General features: G+C 39.9%; 30 protein-coding genes and 1 pseudogene. 14 read left to right on the top strand and 17 right to left on the bottom strand.

From position 1 onward, the window contains the following. Positions 1-9: 9 nt before the first annotated feature. From terL to ACT4_RS03370, 16 genes and pseudogenes are all read right to left on the bottom strand, one after another. Positions 10-1,416, bottom strand: coding sequence for a phage terminase large subunit (gene terL / locus ACT4_RS03455; RefSeq protein WP_007479854.1), 1,407 nt, complete (start codon positions 1,414-1,416; stop codon positions 10-12). Further along, the gene (locus tag ACT4_RS03450) at positions 1,406-1,873 is read right to left on the bottom strand and encodes a DUF2280 domain-containing protein (RefSeq protein WP_034604570.1); all 468 of its coding nucleotides are present in this window, start codon (positions 1,871-1,873) and stop codon (positions 1,406-1,408) included. The genes terL and ACT4_RS03450 overlap by 11 nt, the downstream gene beginning before the upstream one ends. 46 nt (positions 1,874-1,919) lie before the next feature. Then, positions 1,920-2,567, bottom strand: coding sequence for a putative metallopeptidase (locus tag ACT4_RS03445; protein ID WP_007479852.1), 648 nt, complete (start codon positions 2,565-2,567; stop codon positions 1,920-1,922). 2 nt (positions 2,568-2,569) lie between these two features. Continuing rightward, positions 2,570-2,743 (bottom strand): hypothetical protein, encoded by a 174-nt coding sequence (locus ACT4_RS03440; protein WP_007479851.1) that lies wholly within the window; start codon positions 2,741-2,743, stop codon positions 2,570-2,572. A gap of 404 nt (positions 2,744-3,147) precedes the next feature. Beyond that, positions 3,148-3,936, bottom strand: coding sequence for a Bro-N domain-containing protein (locus ACT4_RS03435; protein WP_007479850.1), 789 nt, complete (start codon positions 3,934-3,936; stop codon positions 3,148-3,150). 277 nt (positions 3,937-4,213) lie between these two features. After that, positions 4,214-4,630 (bottom strand): antiterminator Q family protein, encoded by a 417-nt coding sequence (locus tag ACT4_RS03430; RefSeq protein ID WP_007479849.1) that lies wholly within the window; start codon positions 4,628-4,630, stop codon positions 4,214-4,216. Positions 4,631-4,633: 3 nt separating this feature from the next. Next, positions 4,634-5,047: a DUF1064 domain-containing protein gene (locus tag ACT4_RS03425; protein ID WP_007479848.1), complete on the bottom strand. Its 414-nt coding sequence runs from the start codon at positions 5,045-5,047 to the stop codon at positions 4,634-4,636. Next, entirely contained in the window at positions 5,044-5,253 is a 210-nt protein-coding gene (locus tag ACT4_RS03420; RefSeq protein WP_007479847.1) for a hypothetical protein, read from the bottom strand. Before ACT4_RS03420 ends, ACT4_RS03425 begins: the two co-directional genes overlap by 4 nt. After that, positions 5,253-5,648 (bottom strand): hypothetical protein, encoded by a 396-nt coding sequence (locus tag ACT4_RS17435; protein WP_007479846.1) that lies wholly within the window; start codon positions 5,646-5,648, stop codon positions 5,253-5,255. The genes ACT4_RS03420 and ACT4_RS17435 overlap by 1 nt, the downstream gene beginning before the upstream one ends. Continuing rightward, a complete protein-coding gene (locus ACT4_RS03405) occupies positions 5,641-6,411 on the bottom strand; it encodes an ATP-binding protein (protein ID WP_007479845.1) in 771 nt (256 codons plus the stop codon). The genes ACT4_RS17435 and ACT4_RS03405 overlap by 8 nt, the downstream gene beginning before the upstream one ends. Continuing rightward, a pseudogene (locus tag ACT4_RS17430) lies at positions 6,408-7,267 on the bottom strand (YdaU family protein). Before ACT4_RS17430 ends, ACT4_RS03405 begins: the two are co-directional and overlap by 4 nt. After that, positions 7,268-7,624, bottom strand: a complete 357-nt coding sequence (locus ACT4_RS03390; protein WP_007479842.1) for a hypothetical protein — start codon at positions 7,622-7,624, stop codon at positions 7,268-7,270. It lies immediately after the preceding pseudogene. Next, on the bottom strand, positions 7,621-7,917 hold the full coding sequence (locus ACT4_RS03385) for a hypothetical protein (protein ID WP_004639736.1): 297 nt from the start codon (positions 7,915-7,917) through the stop codon (positions 7,621-7,623). Before ACT4_RS03385 ends, ACT4_RS03390 begins: the two co-directional genes overlap by 4 nt. Further along, entirely contained in the window at positions 7,914-8,333 is a 420-nt protein-coding gene (locus ACT4_RS03380; RefSeq protein ID WP_007479841.1) for a hypothetical protein, read from the bottom strand. The genes ACT4_RS03385 and ACT4_RS03380 overlap by 4 nt, the downstream gene beginning before the upstream one ends. A gap of 18 nt (positions 8,334-8,351) precedes the next feature. After that, complete coding sequence (locus tag ACT4_RS03375) at positions 8,352-8,657, bottom strand: hypothetical protein (RefSeq protein ID WP_007479840.1); 306 nt, start codon at positions 8,655-8,657, stop codon at positions 8,352-8,354. Between the two features lie 15 nt (positions 8,658-8,672). Continuing rightward, positions 8,673-8,858, bottom strand: coding sequence for a Cro/CI family transcriptional regulator (locus ACT4_RS03370; RefSeq protein WP_007479839.1), 186 nt, complete (start codon positions 8,856-8,858; stop codon positions 8,673-8,675). Between the two features lie 100 nt (positions 8,859-8,958). On the opposite strand from ACT4_RS03370, the gene ACT4_RS03365 reads away from it, so the two are divergent. Together ACT4_RS03365 and ACT4_RS03360 are read left to right on the top strand one after the other, a co-directional pair. Next, entirely contained in the window at positions 8,959-9,684 is a 726-nt protein-coding gene (locus ACT4_RS03365; RefSeq protein WP_007479838.1) for a helix-turn-helix domain-containing protein, read from the top strand. 53 nt (positions 9,685-9,737) lie between these two features. Further along, positions 9,738-9,995: a hypothetical protein gene (locus tag ACT4_RS03360; RefSeq protein WP_007479837.1), complete on the top strand. Its 258-nt coding sequence runs from the start codon at positions 9,738-9,740 to the stop codon at positions 9,993-9,995. Here the strand turns inward: ACT4_RS03360 and ACT4_RS17095 are convergent, their stop codons facing one another. Further along, positions 9,996-10,502, bottom strand: coding sequence for a hypothetical protein (locus ACT4_RS17095; RefSeq protein ID WP_007479836.1), 507 nt, complete (start codon positions 10,500-10,502; stop codon positions 9,996-9,998). A 207-nt stretch (positions 10,503-10,709) separates the two neighbouring features. Between ACT4_RS17095 and ACT4_RS03350 the strand changes: the two genes are divergently transcribed. The 12 genes from ACT4_RS03350 (at position 10,710) to ACT4_RS03295 (ending at position 16,378) form a co-directional block, all read left to right on the top strand. Beyond that, positions 10,710-11,171, top strand: a complete 462-nt coding sequence (locus ACT4_RS03350; RefSeq protein WP_007479834.1) for a hypothetical protein — start codon at positions 10,710-10,712, stop codon at positions 11,169-11,171. After that, complete coding sequence (locus ACT4_RS03345; protein WP_007479833.1) at positions 11,171-11,491, top strand: hypothetical protein; 321 nt, start codon at positions 11,171-11,173, stop codon at positions 11,489-11,491. The genes ACT4_RS03350 and ACT4_RS03345 overlap by 1 nt, the downstream gene beginning before the upstream one ends. An 11-nt stretch (positions 11,492-11,502) precedes the next feature. Continuing rightward, entirely contained in the window at positions 11,503-12,258 is a 756-nt protein-coding gene (locus tag ACT4_RS03340) for a hypothetical protein (protein WP_007479832.1), read from the top strand. Positions 12,259-12,267: 9 nt separating this feature from the next. Continuing rightward, positions 12,268-12,474, top strand: coding sequence for a hypothetical protein (locus tag ACT4_RS03335; protein ID WP_007479831.1), 207 nt, complete (start codon positions 12,268-12,270; stop codon positions 12,472-12,474). After that, positions 12,471-13,145, top strand: coding sequence for a putative quorum-sensing-regulated virulence factor (locus ACT4_RS03330; RefSeq protein ID WP_007479830.1), 675 nt, complete (start codon positions 12,471-12,473; stop codon positions 13,143-13,145). Before ACT4_RS03335 ends, ACT4_RS03330 begins: the two co-directional genes overlap by 4 nt. A gap of 4 nt (positions 13,146-13,149) precedes the next feature. Beyond that, on the top strand, positions 13,150-14,271 hold the full coding sequence (locus ACT4_RS03325; RefSeq protein WP_007479829.1) for a hypothetical protein: 1,122 nt from the start codon (positions 13,150-13,152) through the stop codon (positions 14,269-14,271). 139 nt (positions 14,272-14,410) lie between these two features. Next, positions 14,411-14,833, top strand: coding sequence for a helix-turn-helix domain-containing protein (locus tag ACT4_RS03320; protein WP_007479827.1), 423 nt, complete (start codon positions 14,411-14,413; stop codon positions 14,831-14,833). Next, positions 14,834-15,109: a hypothetical protein gene (locus ACT4_RS03315; RefSeq protein WP_007479826.1), complete on the top strand. Its 276-nt coding sequence runs from the start codon at positions 14,834-14,836 to the stop codon at positions 15,107-15,109. Beyond that, complete coding sequence (locus tag ACT4_RS03310; protein WP_007479825.1) at positions 15,102-15,542, top strand: hypothetical protein; 441 nt, start codon at positions 15,102-15,104, stop codon at positions 15,540-15,542. Before ACT4_RS03315 ends, ACT4_RS03310 begins: the two co-directional genes overlap by 8 nt. Positions 15,543-15,544: 2 nt before the next feature. Beyond that, positions 15,545-15,886, top strand: coding sequence for a hypothetical protein (locus tag ACT4_RS03305; RefSeq protein ID WP_007479823.1), 342 nt, complete (start codon positions 15,545-15,547; stop codon positions 15,884-15,886). After that, positions 15,879-16,109 (top strand): hypothetical protein, encoded by a 231-nt coding sequence (locus ACT4_RS03300; RefSeq protein ID WP_007479821.1) that lies wholly within the window; start codon positions 15,879-15,881, stop codon positions 16,107-16,109. The genes ACT4_RS03305 and ACT4_RS03300 overlap by 8 nt, the downstream gene beginning before the upstream one ends. A gap of 2 nt (positions 16,110-16,111) precedes the next feature. Beyond that, complete coding sequence (locus ACT4_RS03295; protein WP_007479819.1) at positions 16,112-16,378, top strand: hypothetical protein; 267 nt, start codon at positions 16,112-16,114, stop codon at positions 16,376-16,378. Positions 16,379-16,494: the final 116 nt, after the last annotated feature.

Below are 16,494 nucleotides of genomic sequence, written 5' to 3'. Positions count from 1 at the left end.
ATACCTTAATTAAAATGTACGACTTCCTGCAGTTGCAGGTTTCTTAGCTTGACGAGATTCGTTTAGATCATTGAATGCATCACTACAACCATCGACCTGATCGTCATGTTTTGCATTTGGAAAGTTTCTTAATTCTTCAATCAGTGCCTTATTCCATTCGCCACGAAGCATTTTCACATTTCCAACGTTGACTTGAGCTGCAAATGGTTGCGCTCTGGTAATCTTGTCACCCGATACAGGCTCAGCTTTAACCTTGAATCCAGAAAGCCTAGCGACAAAGTTTTTTGCTTGGGACTTTCCTGCCTGACCAGGGTCTTGAGGCAAGCGTATATAAACGCCTTTGCCATCCATCTGCGCTGTTTGGGTAATAGTATTTTCCACACCATCAGGTCCCCAACGACCACGCACCATGTCCGTGATGTAGATTGTGTTATCTGGTGCTTTCGCCAGTTTAGGCCCCGCTGTGTAATCACCTTCATTCTCTGTTGCTGCTAGATCCCATGCTCGGCATTCTTTAACAATGTCTGTAGGTAAAGCATCAACAATCTCAATTTTATCAGGCTTAAAAAAACCGCCTGCTGGCGGTGATGGTCGTTGCAGATACTGCCCTGAAAAAACATACGGCGATGTTTCTTCCATGATACGCAAACGCTCAATAGTGTGCTTTTCTGGCCATAATGCTGTGCCGTCTGGCTGAATAGCTGATAAGCAGATATGCTCCCATTCCTCACCATTACCACCATCTAATAGCCAACCAGCCAGATCCTCTTCATGTAATCTCTGCATAATGACAATAATCGGGGTTTCTGGAGAGTTGGTACGAGATTCAAGTGTGTTTTGGAACCACTCAATTACATTCTTCCTGATTGTGCTTGAAGTCGCCTCACTTGCTTTATGTGGATCATCGATAATTATTGCCCCACCAAAGCTGTCTCGGAACTTACCTGCACCAAAACCTGTAATTGTACCCCCTGTACCTTGTGCATAACACACACCACCTGCTTTGGTGCGCCAGTCATCCTTAGCTTTACTATCATCTCGAAGTACAAAGTCAGGGAATACGTTTTTAAACGCCGTTTCCTGCACTAAATTACGTGTTTGAAATGCATTGTTAGCCGCTAGGGTTGCCGAATAACTAATGTGGATGAATTCGCTATCAGGCACTTTTCCAAAGCACCACGCCATAAAATTAATCACAGCAAGTTCTGTTTTAGAGTAGCGAGGCGGGATATTAATAATTAATCGTTTGGTTTCGCCACGAAATACTTTCATCAAAGCATCACATACAACTCTATGATGCCAGTTATGAAGCCATTTATATTTCCGACGCTCTTTAAACATGTAGCGCGAGAAGAAATAGAGATCTTCTTGGGCTTCAATTTGGATTGCTAACTTGTAATCTGATTTAGTAATCATCTAAAGCCATTTTCCTTGCCTCCAGATAGCTATTCACATTTGTATTTGAATTAACTGTTTCTACAGGCCCGCCGTTTGCACCAGTTACCTCTTGACGATTGGTAAATAACCCACCCATCTCTTTTGCGGCTTGTTCTGCCCATTTTGGAATCAACACAGGGTTATCAGGGTATTTCTCTACAAGCTGTTGTAATAGCTGAAGACGGTAACGCTTGTTGGCAATTGGAATCGCTTCTAGCTCTTCATTAGCTATACGGCGATATTCAAAGAATTTGTCTCTAAGCTCTTGGCCTAAGTCCTGACCCATTCTTTTTGTAGGATCATATAGCTCACACTGCTGTGGGCTCACTTCAACATTAAAAATATCTTTAACTGCTTTAGATGTACTTGTCGGGGTTTCAAACTCAGCAAGCATCCTCACGATGAACAGTTTCACCTTTTTTGTAATACGTGCCATTTCAACCATTCCATCAAGGTACATCAAGGTAGAATGGCAAAAAAATTTAAACCACTCTTAGAAAGCAAGTCCCACAAGCATGATAGATATCAGCCTTTGCCACAGTTGGCCGTTGATTTGCAGCATTCACCATTTCTTGTACTTCCTTATTAGCACCATAACGGCGAACTACGCCCGTAAACTCTTCTACGTCATGACCTTGAATCGTCAGCTTAGGCTTACCCGTTTCACGGTTATAGGATGGAATACCCCATTCGTCTTTCTTATGGGCGATGTGATAAAGCTCATGTTCAATCAATGCACAGAAATCAACATCGTTTGCATGCTGGGCATAAGTCGCATCAATCGTGATCAAGTAATCAGGTAAATCATTGAACCATTGATAAAACTGTTCTTCCTGCCTTTCTTTCTTCCATCCACTTGCATTAATCATGATCTTTTCAGTTTGACCAACTACAAACCGACCTTGTTTCTGAAATCCTCCTTTAGCCCACATCACGGCGATTTGTGGATAGTAGAAAGCTCCCAAATGTACATGATCAGGATTAAATAGCTTATGTTCGGGATTAAGAAAGATAGACTTTATCCACTGCCATAATTCTGGTGCAGGAACAAAGTCTGGTGTATCCATCAAAAAAATATGTTCGGGTGGATATGGCCTTGCCTTTACCACGAAACCAATTTCATTTTTCATAGTCAAACTCGGATATCACGGCGACCTTTCAACCACTTTAATTTTGAAATGGCCAAAAAAAATCGCTCATCTTGTTGAGCGATCTGTTCATCTGTAAGGCCTTTTGTTGTGCAACTACCCAGGTGTTTTATTTCTTGTTCAGTTTGCCGTATTTCAATATCAATGTTTTGATGCATAGGACCTCCAAACAAGAAAGTAAAAAGCCCTGCCAATAACTAGTGTGTTGGCAGAGCTTCATGCGCCGTAATCCGTTCGGCAAAATAAATCTGGATTGCCACAGTGGTCTACGCTGTGGCCCGCACTACTCACAATCACACAAACCTAACATGCACGGTCTGCTTTACTTGCTTTCACTCTCTTTAAAGGTCGGGTTGCCAAGCCCTAGCCAGAATGCCTACAACATCTAGGCGTTTACTCAAGGCATGTTCTGCAAGCTGGCACACTTGCAGGATATAATTGCCTTTTTACAGACAATAAAAAGCCCGCATATAAATGCAGGCTTAATTTCTCGGTGAATCGCTATAACTTCGTCCACCATATCACAAATCTAAACGAAGTGTGTTACACAGTCAAGTGTGAATTATATCAATCGCTCACTGCAATCGCTATGATCATAACCATTAGGTCGGCGATTGAGTAAATTCAAACAGTCCTGATCAAACACCATCGGCAAATGCTTTTGCAGTGTCTCATTGAAATCGGTTGCGGATGCTTTCATCTCATCCAGTATTGCCTGCACCACCTTGTGGTCTCCACGTTCACGGATAACACGTTTAATCAAGGCGAGTTCACATTCGCGTCTTGCCTCAAAGTACGGCTCAACAATATTAAGAATACGCTGAAATTCTTGCGCTAAGATCGGTAAATGTTGAACCTCAAATTTTGCGGGGCTTGGCACACCAGTGACTTTGCGTAGTGAGTGCCAAATACCAAACTTAAATGCTTCGCCATGACTGATATGATGCGTACAAGCCCAAATCAAACGCTTAATATTTAGCATGTCGCTATTGTTAATATAGTCGCGTTTCTCGATTGGTTTTGGTGCTTCGTATTTGCCTGTCTTACGGATGGCTGGGAGAACCTCGGATGTCACCCACTTCTTGAATTTCTTGGCTTCGGGCTTACGGCTTTTAAGTATTGCTGAATAGAGTCCAGATTCATTGATGATAGATAAATTCTGGTCTCCAGAGGGGGTACTCATATTGTGAGTACCCCTTTCATCATCATCTAAATTACGAACCATGTTACCAGCATCACGATAATCTAAAGCATTTGCAACGTCGGTAGCGACAAACCAAAATTCGCCATTAATATCGATAATGCGAACGTTATAATCATTGTGAAAAGTAAAATTAGAAATTGCATTCATAGTGAATACTCCGAATGAGAGGAATTTTCACCACCAAAATTGAGGTCAAGCAATTAGGGTGGCAGATTAGACAGGATTGACCTTACCAGCATTCGGACTGGCGCACCGAAGTGCTCCCGCCTAACCCGCCATAACGGGCATTTTCTACAGGGTGCAGAAAACTATAGGCAAAATAAAACCGCTAATGCGGCTGTAGCCGAATGTTGATAACTGGAGGTCAATCCAAGCACCCGATTTTGCGGGTGCATATTTAAATTACAGTGAATTAAAAACATTGTCAAACCTCTGCCTTTAACTCAATAACACCATCCAAATACGCAAGACCTAAATCGATCTCTCTACGCACCGTTGCCTTGCTCACTTTGTGGGTATTAGCAATTGTCTGGTAAGACCAATCATTCTCATATTTAAGAATCAACAACCATGCACGCTCAGCTAGATACTCCCGACTGTCGTTATTCATTTTTGCCAAAAGCTTACCCACTTCAACTGCTTCAAAATCGGTAATTTCACATGGTGTTGAAATCTTACTGCTGCGGATTCGAGCTATATCCGCTTGATCCATCGCTACCGCTATCGGATTGGCTGAATGCTTAAAATCCGCAGATCTCACCCAAATGCCATATTGATCAAGCCACTGGTGTGCAGAGCGGTTCAACCAATTAATCTTTTGTTGTTTTACAGTCGCATTCATCAATCAAACCTCTCGTACATCAATATTAAAAACCGTTTTCATTAAATGTTTTTTATTGCGATAGCTCGCTAACTTTCTTGTCGCTGCTGACTTCACATCTTCAACGATGTACTCACCAGTAATGTTGTAGTAAGTGAAATCTGCAAAATATCGCAGTGCTGGCTTTGCCCTTTTCTCTCCTTCCAGTTTGATCTTTGGCGCAAGTTCAAATTTAGTGTGATGTTCTAATTCAAAGATCTCGCCACGTTGTTGCATTGCTTTAAGCTCGATGTACCGCTTATGTTCTTTCTTGCTGTCGAATGTCATGCCGTCTAATTCAACTTTCTGAGCATTAAACTTATTGCGTTTAGTCGCCTTAGGCTTATCGCATTGCTTGAGAATTTCACGGCGGTATTGATCGATGCTCATTGAAGTCATTTAGATTTATTCTCAGCGACTTTCACAAAGCTATTCTCAAAACCTGTGTACTTGTACCCTCGCTCATCTTTGGCTTGAACAACTAACATTCCAGTTCTTTTGCCTTTCTTAACGAATGAAACTCTTAATTCGCCTTGAGGATTCCAACTAGCCTGTTTAAAAGCATCTGGGTCAGGACAAACAAGATCTCCAACACATAAAGTCATTAACTTTGCTCCTCATCTTCGGCAAACTCATCTTCATATTCAGGTCCTCCATATGCGATATAGCATTCATCAACAGCAGCCATACCCTCAAAATACTCCACGCACTCAGGGCAAAACTTATAATTAATATCTCCAAATGAATGCTCTTTGCCGTTTAATTGAAAGCAGGTGCAGCCAAATTTTGATAGTTCATTTATCGCCACATCATGCTCTATAACCTCCACATCACCCTCAAGACACATAAACGTCTGCCCATCCTCCAATCTTCCAAACACTCGCCCATCCTCAACTCGATCTAAAACACCGTAACCAGTGAAGTGAGTACCAGCGTGAATTGTTTCTGGATTGTTTATGAAATCAACTTTCACTCGATCGCCTTTTTTAAGATTAGCCATGATTGCCACCAATACGTGAATCTGCCCAGTTACACTCAACCAAAGTTAATCCATCATGTTGGAAACGAGACCACAATCGGTCGCCCAAGTTGTCTTTCAAGCCTTGTGAATTTTCAGTTGAATGAAGCGATAAATTTGAAATTAAGACCGTTGGTTTTTTTGCGTCATAACGCGAATAAAGAACTTTGTGCACAAGTTGCAATCGGCTTTCGTGTTGATCATGCAAGCCATATTCATCAATGATTAAAAGATCATAATCAGTGAAACGCCACACGGCGCTTGATTCGCTGTCATCGGTTTTAGTCCAAGCATTGGCTATCTCGTTTGCCATATCTTCAGAAGTCACATAGCGAACATAGCTGCGCTGATCCAAAACATTGCGAGCTATCGCACATGACAAATGGGTTTTACCTGTACCAGTTCGCCCAACCATGATTAGATTGCGCTTAATACCAACGTTGAAATCTTTAGCAAATGACTGACACTGTGCTTTAGCATTTTTCTGACCTTGGTTTTGAACAATGTAATTTTTAAAACCACTCTCAAGATGCCGATCTGGAAGCATTGCGCCTGCAAAGTGTTTTTCACGAACCATCTGATTCACAGCTTGATGGTGATCAATTTGCGCCTGCTCAACTGATTTTAAAGCACATGTTTTGCAGAAATCTCGACCACCAACACTGATCATCCGCTCTTTGTGTTTTTCACAAAACCGATCGGTTTCTGTGATTTTTTTAGTGAGTTCTTTTGCTAGTGCGTTCACAGCATACCCTCCAAATCAATATCATCGACTGCAGGTGCGTAATCCTGTGGTTCGCCCCATGCATCATTCACATTTCTGCTTACAGCGGTATTTGTTTTGCTTGATGGTTTCTGTTGTCCAGATGGTTTGATTTTTTTGAACTCAAGAATCAACCATTGAGCAAACTTTCTCGTTCGCTGGTTTTCAGTGAGGTCGATCTTGTTTTCCCAGTGGGCGTTGAAGTTACCCAGGTGGAAATCGTAATCAGGCATAGCGATGACTTGCTCAGCTTGGGCACCGACGCTCTGTCGAATCACGTTGAGTAAAATCTCAGAATCGGGCTTCCATGGTTTTGATTCTTCGGACTGTGGTTTTTGATTTTCGCTCGCGCTTTGTGTGTGTGTATTAATATTTGGTTTACGGTTATCGGTTATCGGTTTACGGTTAAGGTTTTTTGGGTTTCACTTTCAGAACCCAAATTAACCGACTGGGTTTCTAGTGGGTTTTCTGAATTATCCGAAACGCTTTCATTTTGGTTTCCACTAGGTTTATTTTTACGAGGTCGACCGCCTTTTTTTCCGTTTTCCCGATTTTTGTTCGCATTTTGGTGGTATTCAGCAATTTCAGCATCACATCGCTTATTGTGAAAACCATCATCTTGCTCAACAAAGAAATCATTAAGCACATTTATTACAGCTTCTCTTTCTTCTTGGGTTATTGCACGTAACCGACGAAAAACCGACTGGGTTTCTTTGGGTAATGGCTTTTCATTTAAATAATAAAAGTCGATTGCACGGCGATAGAAACACTCCTCCAATGGAGTTAAGTGTGCCGTATCGACCATGAAATCACTTATGTGATGAAGGTATTTATACATTTACTTCACCGCCTTTAATTTCACTAACCCGCGCTTTTCCAACTGACGAATAATCCTTGGTGGAATAAACTCGTTGTTGATCTTGTACCGTGTACGTGACTTTTCTTTCACTTGAATTAACAAGTGTCCATCCTCCATAAGACGGCGAACTGCTATGGCTTGCCCCCCCATATGAGTAGTTTCTTCAAGCATGTAAAATCTTTCTTGAGCTTCTATTGCTGCGTTCATTTTTGACAAAGGCATTGCAGCTAGTTCTATTGCTGTGTAGATTTTCACTGGCTGCTCTAACGGAATCACATTTTCAACAGGTGATTTAGAAACGGATATTTCCTGCTTTCTCTTTGCTGCATATCTCATGATTCACCAGCCTTGGGTTTTATGTAACCTCCAAATGAATGCACCTGATCAGCTTTTATGAGGCTGCTGACAATCTGCTGAGATAGCCATTGTGTTATTCGAAATTGACGCGCCATAGTTTCTAAAAATTCAACTTTGGTAACTGCGGCATTATTTTCGTCATAACCTTTTGATCTTAAGTTTTGCTTCTTTCTTTCAAACATAAGATCAAGCAATCGCAATGCGGGTTCATAAAATGATTGAACCTGCTGATCTTGCTTAAACTCTGGTTGTTTTTGAAATTTGGAGTTCATGAAACCTCCTTTTGTGCATCCAAAGCTTTACTCAAATGAATCTGCTCATCATTTGAATAGCTTTTGCAAAGTGGTGAAATGCTGTTTTCGAGATATGAGTCGTCACCCATACAAGTTGTGCGGTTTTCTTTTGATAACCTGCGCTTAGCTTTAAGTTCCGTGGTTGACGCATGTCTCAATAGATGCTTTAGAACGAACTTTTCCCCGCCATCCAAAAACACGCTATGTTCATCAACTTGAGACACAGCCATTAAAGAGTCATGCATATCACTATCTTTAAATACCACTGTGTCACCCACTACATAATCAGCATTAGCTGATAGTTCGAAATCTGTAGAAATCAAACAATGCTTGCACTGCTCTGCTTTAAATTCACTGCACTTGTTAGCGCATGGGTGTTTTGGTATATTGGTCATGTGATTTGATCTCCTTGGTTAATGAACACTAAAAGCTCGATCTCGCACATCGGGCTTTTTGCTTATCTGGAATACTGAAAACAGATTTTTGAATACATTCCTGTATTCGTTGGAATACGTTGTATTCTTTGATTTTTTCAACTCTTCAACTGATGATTGGCCTAAATCAATTTGTAGTTTCAAATCTATGGCTTCTCTCATCCATTTCGCTCGGTCTAATCCATTTTGTTCAGCAACACTGTCAACCAACTCTTGTGTGCATGTGTCTACTCGAGTGCTAATGTTGATAAGTAGTTTTGGTTTAATAACTCTGTCTATTTGCATGTGTATTTATTCCAGTTAGGAAATTAGAGAATTACGCTTTATAGGCACCTTACCTTTTGCTAAGTCTAGAATTTGATATTCACGAGCCAATGGAATCCTGTTTTCATCCCATTGACTGATTGCGTTATGTGAGATTCCTAACTTCTCTGCTAGCTGAGTAACGGTGCAATTAAGCAGTGTCAAAGCTTCAGATTTAGTCATCTGAGTCGCCCTAAAGTAATTTAACTTACCTTATTTAATAGCATAAAACTTACCTTGTCAATTGGTAAGATAACTTACATGTAAAATTGGTGTTTAGCTGATGGAAACTCTTGGAACAAGACTTAAGCAGTTACGAAAAGAACTAAAGCTCACTCAGCAACAATTAGCTGACAAGGTTGGAGTGTCTAAAACTTCAGTTATTTACTGGGAAAAAGATGAAAACACCCCTAAGCATGAAAGCTTAATGTTGTTATCAAATGCCTTACATAGCAGCCCTGAATGGCTTTTGACTGGCGACAATAAGAGTTCATCAAAAAATACTCAATTGAAAGATGAGGTTTATATTTCACCATTGAAATTCAATCCATCTTATGACAACAAAAATACAGTAAGGATACCTGTGCATAAGGATGTTAAGGCTTCATGTGGCAATGGAGTCACAAACTTTTTGGAAGAAATTACAGATTATCTTGATATAGATCCTAATATCTTGAAGCTGCTTGGTATTAAGGCTAATCCTAAGAACCTGCGTGTAATTTATTCTGCTGAATACAGCATGTGGCCAACCGTAGCGCCTGATAGCCCTTTATTCGTAGATGTATCCCCAGTTGATACATCAAGCATCATCAATGGCGATGTCTATGTGTTTATTCATAGTGGTTTATTACGCATGAAGCGAATTTTTATTAGTATTGATAATGAGACGGTTCGCTTGCAAAGTGACAATCCTGATAAGAATAAATACCCTGATGAAGTTATTACCAAAGAGCAGCTTAACGAATTGAGTTTTGTTGGTCACTTAGAGTCGGCTTTAGTTAAACCATAATAAAACTGTGAACCCGACACAGTCATGACAACAGATCGGGTGGAGATAAAATTATGGCAAGATCGAAGTGTGGTAGTTGCGGCTCTTCAGCATTTGAATTGGTCCAGCAAGATCGAATTAAAAATTCAAGTTTTAAATTAATATTTGTGCAATGCTCATCATGCGGAGTTCCTGTTGGTGTTATGGACTATCATAATATTGGCAATAAACTAGATGGATTAGAGAAGAGAATCAAAAAAATTGAGTCAACAATTGGTAATGTTGACTACAATGTTGTTGCTGTGGCTGGGCTTGTGAAAAAACTGAAATAACTATTCTTCGCAAAAGCTTCTACTAGAGTCATTCCCATTTTCTCTTAAAATCTTGCCAGCTTCGGTGAGATTTTCCAAGGGATCTATTTTGAGACATGCATCGCCATAAGCCAACCGAGCCATGTGCTGAACTAACTCATCCACAGTTGCAAACTGATGTTGATAAATAAGTTTAAGCGAAGACCTGGCAATAGCCCGATCATCTTCAATCATTTTAGTTAGGTGGTTGGTAGCTGTATCTCCTGAGGTCTCAATACAATTTCGACCTGAATCTACTATATGGTTTGATGGATGTTCATTATTACCTAGTGCGCGTGAACCCATAGTTGGGTTCTTGTTAGCACCACTCTTGTCATCAAGAATACCGTGTCTGCTCACTGTGATTTGGCTGTTGTGAAATACGAATGATTCAGCAGCCTTAATATATTCTTGTATGAGTGAGTGATCTCTCATGCCTGAAGCAATATAAGTTTGATATAGTTTTGCTCGAAAATCTTTTTTATTCATCTTAATAAACTCCATCCAACCCACCCCAGTGTGGGTTTTCTTTTGTCTATTAAAACATAAAAAGTAAGTTATATTTAAACATAAGTAATTTAAATTACCAAAACACTTGACCACAAAGGTAAGTTAGCTTACTATTTTTCCATAGACAGCAAAAAGCCCCGAACACTTACCACGGCGATCAGGGCTTTCCACAACATGAGGTTGATTATGGAACAAAACACAATTCAAAGCAATTCAGCTTTTCAATTTGGAAAAGTTGTATTGGGTACATGGGTAACTGCAAGTCTTTTAATCGTTGGGATAGCTTCAGCTGTTTCATCTTGTGATTACCAAGCAGCTCATTCAAGCCAGCCAACATTAGCAAACGTAAAGCCAAGCTACTACGGCGTTATGGCACTAAAACTCACTTCTGACATTACAGGCGAAGCTGTTATTAATCTTGACGGCTTTCGTGTACCCGTAAAGTTTGTTTTCGACAAGCACCCAGACAGTTACGGCGTGCCTGGTTCAGAGTTCACAGCTATAGACATCATTAATCTTGAGATCGGTCAAATCACTGATGCCAATGGCAACAATTATAAAGACTTCACGATCTACGACGATCACCGCAACATCAATGCGCAACTAGCGGCATATATCGAAAAGAATAAATTAGCGGAGGCGATCTGATGAATAAGAAACGCTTCACTACCCCATTCCGCGAGTTTATTACCCGCGATGACCAAGGTCGTTATCACGTTCGCTTAGGACCTCAGACCTTTTCAACAAACTGGAAGTTTACTGATATTCGCATTGAAGATGAAAACGGCGGCACACCAGTAGATCCTGATTTATTAAAGTCTAAGCCTTGGATACTTCGTAACTTACAACAAGAAATTAATTTCAGACGCAAAAAAGAACGTGCAGAAATGTTCTCAAAGGAATGTTTTCAACGCACACCGTACAGTGCAAACCAGCGTATTGCATATAACAACGCCAAGTCGAATTGAGGGGATCTGACATGTCAAATAAAGAAAAACTACCAAATCTTCATATTTGGAATAGCGTTAAACAAACACCAACTAATTTCTTGAAAAAAATTGAGTTTGGCTATCTTAAAGGTAAATCCGACATCAACCCTCAGTGGCGGTTAATGGCAATGACTCAAGCATTTGGTCCTGTGGGTCATGGTTGGACCTATAGAAATGTTCGCCTGTGGTCAGAAGTCGCAGCTGATGGAACTGTTATGGCATTTGCTGAGGTAGCTGTAAAAACCAAAATTGATGGCGTGTGGGGTGAAGAATTTTTCGGTAATGGAGGTTCAGCTATCGTTGAAATGCAAAAAGGTAAATTGGTTGCCATAGATGAAGGCTACAAAAAAGCTGTGACCGATGCACTTGGTGTTGCCCTTAAAGCTGTAGGCGTAGCTGCTGATGTTTATCTGGGTAATTACGATGGCAGCAAATATTTATATAACTATGATTTTGCCTATCTTGAGCAAAACTCTAATGAAACTGTTCAAAACAATGCTCCAAATAATGCACAACAAAGCGGTCAGCCTAAACGCACTATTCATCAGCTTTATCAGGATGCTTTAAAAGCTATTAATAACACGGAAGATCCAGATGTACTGGTTAAAGCGATAAGTAGATTCAAAGATACACAATATGGAACTGGGATAAATAATAGTTGCAGAGCTAAATCCGATCTCATGGGTTGGAGCATCAATATTCCCGCGCACACCCCATCCCAACAAAATAGCCAAATGCATCATTAGGATCTGATTATGAAAACTTATATCTGGTCCTATGAGGCCACGACCTGTAACGGTGTTGGAACAATTAAAGGTCGCATTGAGGCACCAAATGGTTATAAGGCTCAATTGGCTGTTAAAGATAACAATCTAATGATTGAGTCTGTAAAAGTTAAGTTGCTTAAAAACCAAAACCAAGCTCGCAAAGAGCGATTTGAAACTGCAGGATTTCATGCATGAGCGCAATAATTTTAGACACTGAAACTCATGACATGAACGGCTATCCAATCGAGATAGCCCATGTTCCTGTCTACTTTGAAAATGGCGAATTAAAGGCAAATAAAGATGCTTGTTTTGATGAGTATTTTTCTTGCCCCGAGCCGATAAGCTACGGCGCTATGGCTGTGCACCACATTCTTGAATCAGACATTGCTGGAAAGCCAAGTTATGAAACATTCAGATTGCCTGAAGGTGTGCAATACATCATTGGCCACAATGTTGATTACGATATTCAAGCTATCAAACTTGCTGATAAATCTATAAATGCAAAAGCAATTTGCACCCTAGCTCTATCTCGCATGGTATGGCCAGATGATGCTCATAACCTATCAGCATTGATCTACAAGTTCACAAATGGATCTGAAAAGGCACGCCAAAGTATTCGAAATGCTCATAATGCCAAACAGGATGTTTTGCTTACTGCAGTTCTACTAAAGAATATTTGCAAAGTGCTTGGTGTGAAAGACATGCAATCCCTTTACTTGTTTTCTGAACAAGCCCGTATTCCTACGCATCTGACCTTTGGTAAATACAAAGGTACAGCTATTAAAGAAATACCGTCAGATTACGTTGTTTGGTTACTCAAACAAGATGACTTAGATCCATATCTACGCAAAGCATTAAAAGGATAAGAAGATGACGAATATTTTAAATGCTCAAGAAGCTTTCACTGCTCTACAAAAAGGTAAAACTGTTCTATGTCGTTATGCTGGTGATGGCACTCTTCATGCTGATAAAGATTTCAGTACCTTGGATCAGATGCCAGCGACAGTTTTTGCTTTGCCCAATTATGAATTTTGCATTCAAGTCGAAAAGATTGAATTGGCTGGTATTACTTTTACCAAACCAATGATTGTTGATGATTTAGAGGTTGGAACTGAGGTATTTGTTGTTAATCCTGCAGGTTTTATTCTGCAATGCACATACCAGGGAGTTGGTGATGCTATCACTACTATGGTTGATAGTGGTTTTGCTCAACGCGATCTAGACAATGCGCGATTGCAGTATGAAGCACTTTGTAAGATGCTCGGCGGTAATGCAATTAAGTTAGCACCAGTTAAAACTACTCAGGATTTAGAAGCCGATACTAAAGCAACTAAAAAGCGAGCATCAAAAAAACAGAATGATGTTATCGAAGTTAAACAGCAATCTAATATCGCTACTAACGATGATAATTCTTTAGATGACATTATTGGTCCTGTTTCAGCCCAAAGCCCTGCCTCAAATGATGTTGAAAAAAAGACATCACCTGAGCTATCAACTGAATCTTGTGATGAATCTCAGCCCCCTATCTCATTTGATGCTGTTGCTGCAGCTGCAGTTTCACATGCACAAAAAATCGATAATGAAACTAATCAAAAAAATTCAGATCGAAAACCTGTTGAGGAGGATGAAGATAAGTATCAAGAAAATTTGGCCACTCTTAAAAAACGAGTTGATGAGTCTTTAACACCAACGGAAGTTAATGCTGTTGTTAAATACACAAACTCTTGGTCAGCTGAACAACGCCAACCATTATTGAAGTACATGCACAAACGCCTTGAAGTACTTCAGCAAAATAAAACTGCAGAACAACCCTCTTTAATGGTTCGCATTCAAAATGCACCAGACCTAACAACCTTAGACGCACTTGAGATAGACATTTCGTCTTTAGATCCAATCATTCAGCCTGAAATGATGCGATATGTGAAAACACGCCGATTAGAGCTTGAGAAAAGCGCAACCGTTGCAGCTATTAGTGATGAGGATCTGCCATGAGATTTAAATATTCAACCCTCACGCGAACACTCACCGTATTCGGCAGCAAGATGACTCACATTTTTGAGAACGTCGGGATTGGTGAACTTGAAGATCTCTTAACTAATGCAAAATTTAAAGAAGCAACCTGGAGAAAGTAATGGATTTAAATATTGAAATTGAAGAGTTCAAAACGGCTTGGTTGTCTTCAGGTGGTCATTTCAAGTTTTACGAATACAACCCCAAATTTTCTAAATTCGAGCCTACTGGGTTTAACAGCACTTTAACCCAAGAAGAATTACTTAGTGCATTAGTTGCGGTAAATACCAGTTGGGGTATGTGGCAAAAAGCTAAACAGGCGAAAAGTGATGGCGTAGTTATAAGGGCATCAGATATTGAGTATGCAATCTCAGCAGGCCCTGAGAGTGTAAAACAGCTTAAAGAACATTTAGAAAATGTTGTGGCTCAAAAAGCATTGGAAAGATGTCACGGCAACATTTGTAAAGCTTCAAATTTAATTGGAATCAATCGTGGAACCCTTTCAAAGCGACACAAGCGATTCATTCAGAAGAAGGTGGCGTAAATGGCCAAAGATAATCAAAAATTATGGGCTGTAAATATTCCTGAAGAACCTGATTCAGAGCTTTTGCATCCTGTCCCTACTCAAAAAATTGGTAAGCAATTGGTCTATCGGCTGAAGAAAGAAGCATTGCAACAATTCCCGACTGTTGGTCAATGCATTGCGGATGCAATCACTTTGGAAGAATGGAACGGAAATCAAGAAGACCACACTAAGTATCTTCAAGAAAACAAAGAATGGTGGCATGACACAACGTTTTTGGAGCAAGCAAATGACTAAAGATATTGAGTTAAGAGCAATTGATGAATTGATTTATGAAGTCGAAATGTTTGAACAGGCTGGTGTCTATCCTATTCATGATTTCATAGGCAATTTAAAAACTTTAGCAGCAAAAGTTAAGGAAGAAACAAATCTCGAAGGCTGCGTGGTGGTGCCAAAGGGTCAAACTGAGGATTGGTATCTAGATCCAGATGAGTACATGTGGTTTGAGCATGATGGTATTGATAGCACTTTATGCGATATGAACATCGGAGAAGTAACAGCCATTGAGCATAAAGAATATTTAATCACTTTAAGTGACACCCTCTATGCTGCAATTGTCTGGGATTCTGAAAACGACCAAGTTGGCATTTGGGAATTTTTCAAAACCGAAGAAGAAGCAGAAAAAGCAGCTGCACATTGTAAAGCAATGCTAGAAGCAGCAAGGAGTTAATCATGAATAAAATGACATATGAACAGTTCTTGTTAATGAAACTTGCAGAAGAAGCCAGTGAAATTGCTCAGATTGCACTCAAAACAGCGCAATTCGGGATGACTGAAAAGCACCCTGATATGGCATTAAATAATAAAGAGCGTATTCATCTTGAATTGAATGATCTCCTTGCCATGGTAGATGAATTAAACACTTGGACTCAATTTGGTTTTAAAGAAAACTATGCAGCAAAAATCAATAAAATTGAAAAGCTAAATAAGTATCTGGGTTATTCAATTAGTCTGGGCAAGGTTGAAAATGTTCCTGCTATTTTTGATGAAGCAGCAAGGGGTGGAAATGAGTAATTTTAATAAGATTAAAGTGAAAATGAGGCTATCTATTGGTTTAATTGGTGATCAGGAAAATGAAGAGCCTCTAAGTGACCACATAAGCGAAGATGAATGGAATAAATTAAATCTATTTGAGAAAGAGCAATTTCTCGAAACTGAAATCATGGCTGAATGGGCAAATGGCTACATAGAAAAGTGTGTTTGGGTTGAAGAGCCAAAAGCGGATACGGAGGGGTGAAGATGCAAACAAGTGAACAAGAACTTCTTCAGGAGATTTTATTAGAAGTAAAACAGATGAAACAGCAACTCGCTAGAGTCAATGAAGAGCGAGTTTGTATTGAGGAATTTTGTCGTAGATTGAATTGGAAGAAAACAAAGTTTTATGACAGGATTCATCAAGGTGAAATTGCTCCACCCATCAAAGATGGTCGATTTAGTTACTACCTAAATTCATATGTGAATGAGGTAGTCACAAGGGAATCAAAATCTGATACATTAGCCGCTTAATCAAAGCGGCTTTACTTTATATATTACAGCCACTTTTATTAAAGTGAGTAACAATGTGAGTAACACCACAATACACTCAATCATACATTCAATATAATCAATAGGTTGAATCTAAA

The sequence above is a fragment of the Acinetobacter sp. NBRC 100985 genome, assembly GCF_000241225.1.
GTDB classification, from domain to species: domain Bacteria; phylum Pseudomonadota; class Gammaproteobacteria; order Pseudomonadales; family Moraxellaceae; genus Acinetobacter; species Acinetobacter venetianus.
Note: the sequence above shows the minus strand (reverse complement) of the source record. Positions and strands in the feature narration are given on the sequence as shown.

What these genes read in the sequence shown, in the direction of transcription:
- terL (WP_007479854.1), bottom strand. Translation starts at nt 1,416, where the DNA reads ATGATTACTAAATCAGATTACAAGTTAGCAATCCAAATTGAAGCCCAA.
- ACT4_RS03450 (WP_034604570.1), bottom strand. Translation starts at nt 1,873, where the DNA reads ATGGCACGTATTACAAAAAAGGTGAAACTGTTCATCGTGAGGATGCTT.
- ACT4_RS03445 (WP_007479852.1), bottom strand. Translation starts at nt 2,567, where the DNA reads ATGAAAAATGAAATTGGTTTCGTGGTAAAGGCAAGGCCATATCCACCC.
- ACT4_RS03440 (WP_007479851.1), bottom strand. Translation starts at nt 2,743, where the DNA reads ATGCATCAAAACATTGATATTGAAATACGGCAAACTGAACAAGAAATA.
- ACT4_RS03435 (WP_007479850.1), bottom strand. Translation starts at nt 3,936, where the DNA reads ATGAATGCAATTTCTAATTTTACTTTTCACAATGATTATAACGTTCGC.
- ACT4_RS03430 (WP_007479849.1), bottom strand. Translation starts at nt 4,630, where the DNA reads ATGAATGCGACTGTAAAACAACAAAAGATTAATTGGTTGAACCGCTCT.
- ACT4_RS03425 (WP_007479848.1), bottom strand. Translation starts at nt 5,047, where the DNA reads ATGACTTCAATGAGCATCGATCAATACCGCCGTGAAATTCTCAAGCAA.
- ACT4_RS03420 (WP_007479847.1), bottom strand. Translation starts at nt 5,253, where the DNA reads ATGACTTTATGTGTTGGAGATCTTGTTTGTCCTGACCCAGATGCTTTT.
- ACT4_RS17435 (WP_007479846.1), bottom strand. Translation starts at nt 5,648, where the DNA reads ATGGCTAATCTTAAAAAAGGCGATCGAGTGAAAGTTGATTTCATAAAC.
- ACT4_RS03390 (WP_007479842.1), bottom strand. Translation starts at nt 7,624, where the DNA reads ATGAGATATGCAGCAAAGAGAAAGCAGGAAATATCCGTTTCTAAATCA.
- ACT4_RS03385 (WP_004639736.1), bottom strand. Translation starts at nt 7,917, where the DNA reads ATGAACTCCAAATTTCAAAAACAACCAGAGTTTAAGCAAGATCAGCAG.
- ACT4_RS03380 (WP_007479841.1), bottom strand. Translation starts at nt 8,333, where the DNA reads ATGACCAATATACCAAAACACCCATGCGCTAACAAGTGCAGTGAATTT.
- ACT4_RS03375 (WP_007479840.1), bottom strand. Translation starts at nt 8,657, where the DNA reads ATGCAAATAGACAGAGTTATTAAACCAAAACTACTTATCAACATTAGC.
- ACT4_RS03370 (WP_007479839.1), bottom strand. Translation starts at nt 8,858, where the DNA reads ATGACTAAATCTGAAGCTTTGACACTGCTTAATTGCACCGTTACTCAG.
- ACT4_RS03365 (WP_007479838.1), top strand. Translation starts at nt 8,959, where the DNA reads ATGGAAACTCTTGGAACAAGACTTAAGCAGTTACGAAAAGAACTAAAG.
- ACT4_RS03360 (WP_007479837.1), top strand. Translation starts at nt 9,738, where the DNA reads ATGGCAAGATCGAAGTGTGGTAGTTGCGGCTCTTCAGCATTTGAATTG.
- ACT4_RS17095 (WP_007479836.1), bottom strand. Translation starts at nt 10,502, where the DNA reads ATGAATAAAAAAGATTTTCGAGCAAAACTATATCAAACTTATATTGCT.
- ACT4_RS03350 (WP_007479834.1), top strand. Translation starts at nt 10,710, where the DNA reads ATGGAACAAAACACAATTCAAAGCAATTCAGCTTTTCAATTTGGAAAA.
- ACT4_RS03345 (WP_007479833.1), top strand. Translation starts at nt 11,171, where the DNA reads ATGAATAAGAAACGCTTCACTACCCCATTCCGCGAGTTTATTACCCGC.
- ACT4_RS03340 (WP_007479832.1), top strand. Translation starts at nt 11,503, where the DNA reads ATGTCAAATAAAGAAAAACTACCAAATCTTCATATTTGGAATAGCGTT.
- ACT4_RS03335 (WP_007479831.1), top strand. Translation starts at nt 12,268, where the DNA reads ATGAAAACTTATATCTGGTCCTATGAGGCCACGACCTGTAACGGTGTT.
- ACT4_RS03330 (WP_007479830.1), top strand. Translation starts at nt 12,471, where the DNA reads ATGAGCGCAATAATTTTAGACACTGAAACTCATGACATGAACGGCTAT.
- ACT4_RS03325 (WP_007479829.1), top strand. Translation starts at nt 13,150, where the DNA reads ATGACGAATATTTTAAATGCTCAAGAAGCTTTCACTGCTCTACAAAAA.
- ACT4_RS03320 (WP_007479827.1), top strand. Translation starts at nt 14,411, where the DNA reads ATGGATTTAAATATTGAAATTGAAGAGTTCAAAACGGCTTGGTTGTCT.
- ACT4_RS03315 (WP_007479826.1), top strand. Translation starts at nt 14,834, where the DNA reads ATGGCCAAAGATAATCAAAAATTATGGGCTGTAAATATTCCTGAAGAA.
- ACT4_RS03310 (WP_007479825.1), top strand. Translation starts at nt 15,102, where the DNA reads ATGACTAAAGATATTGAGTTAAGAGCAATTGATGAATTGATTTATGAA.
- ACT4_RS03305 (WP_007479823.1), top strand. Translation starts at nt 15,545, where the DNA reads ATGAATAAAATGACATATGAACAGTTCTTGTTAATGAAACTTGCAGAA.
- ACT4_RS03300 (WP_007479821.1), top strand. Translation starts at nt 15,879, where the DNA reads ATGAGTAATTTTAATAAGATTAAAGTGAAAATGAGGCTATCTATTGGT.
- ACT4_RS03295 (WP_007479819.1), top strand. Translation starts at nt 16,112, where the DNA reads ATGCAAACAAGTGAACAAGAACTTCTTCAGGAGATTTTATTAGAAGTA.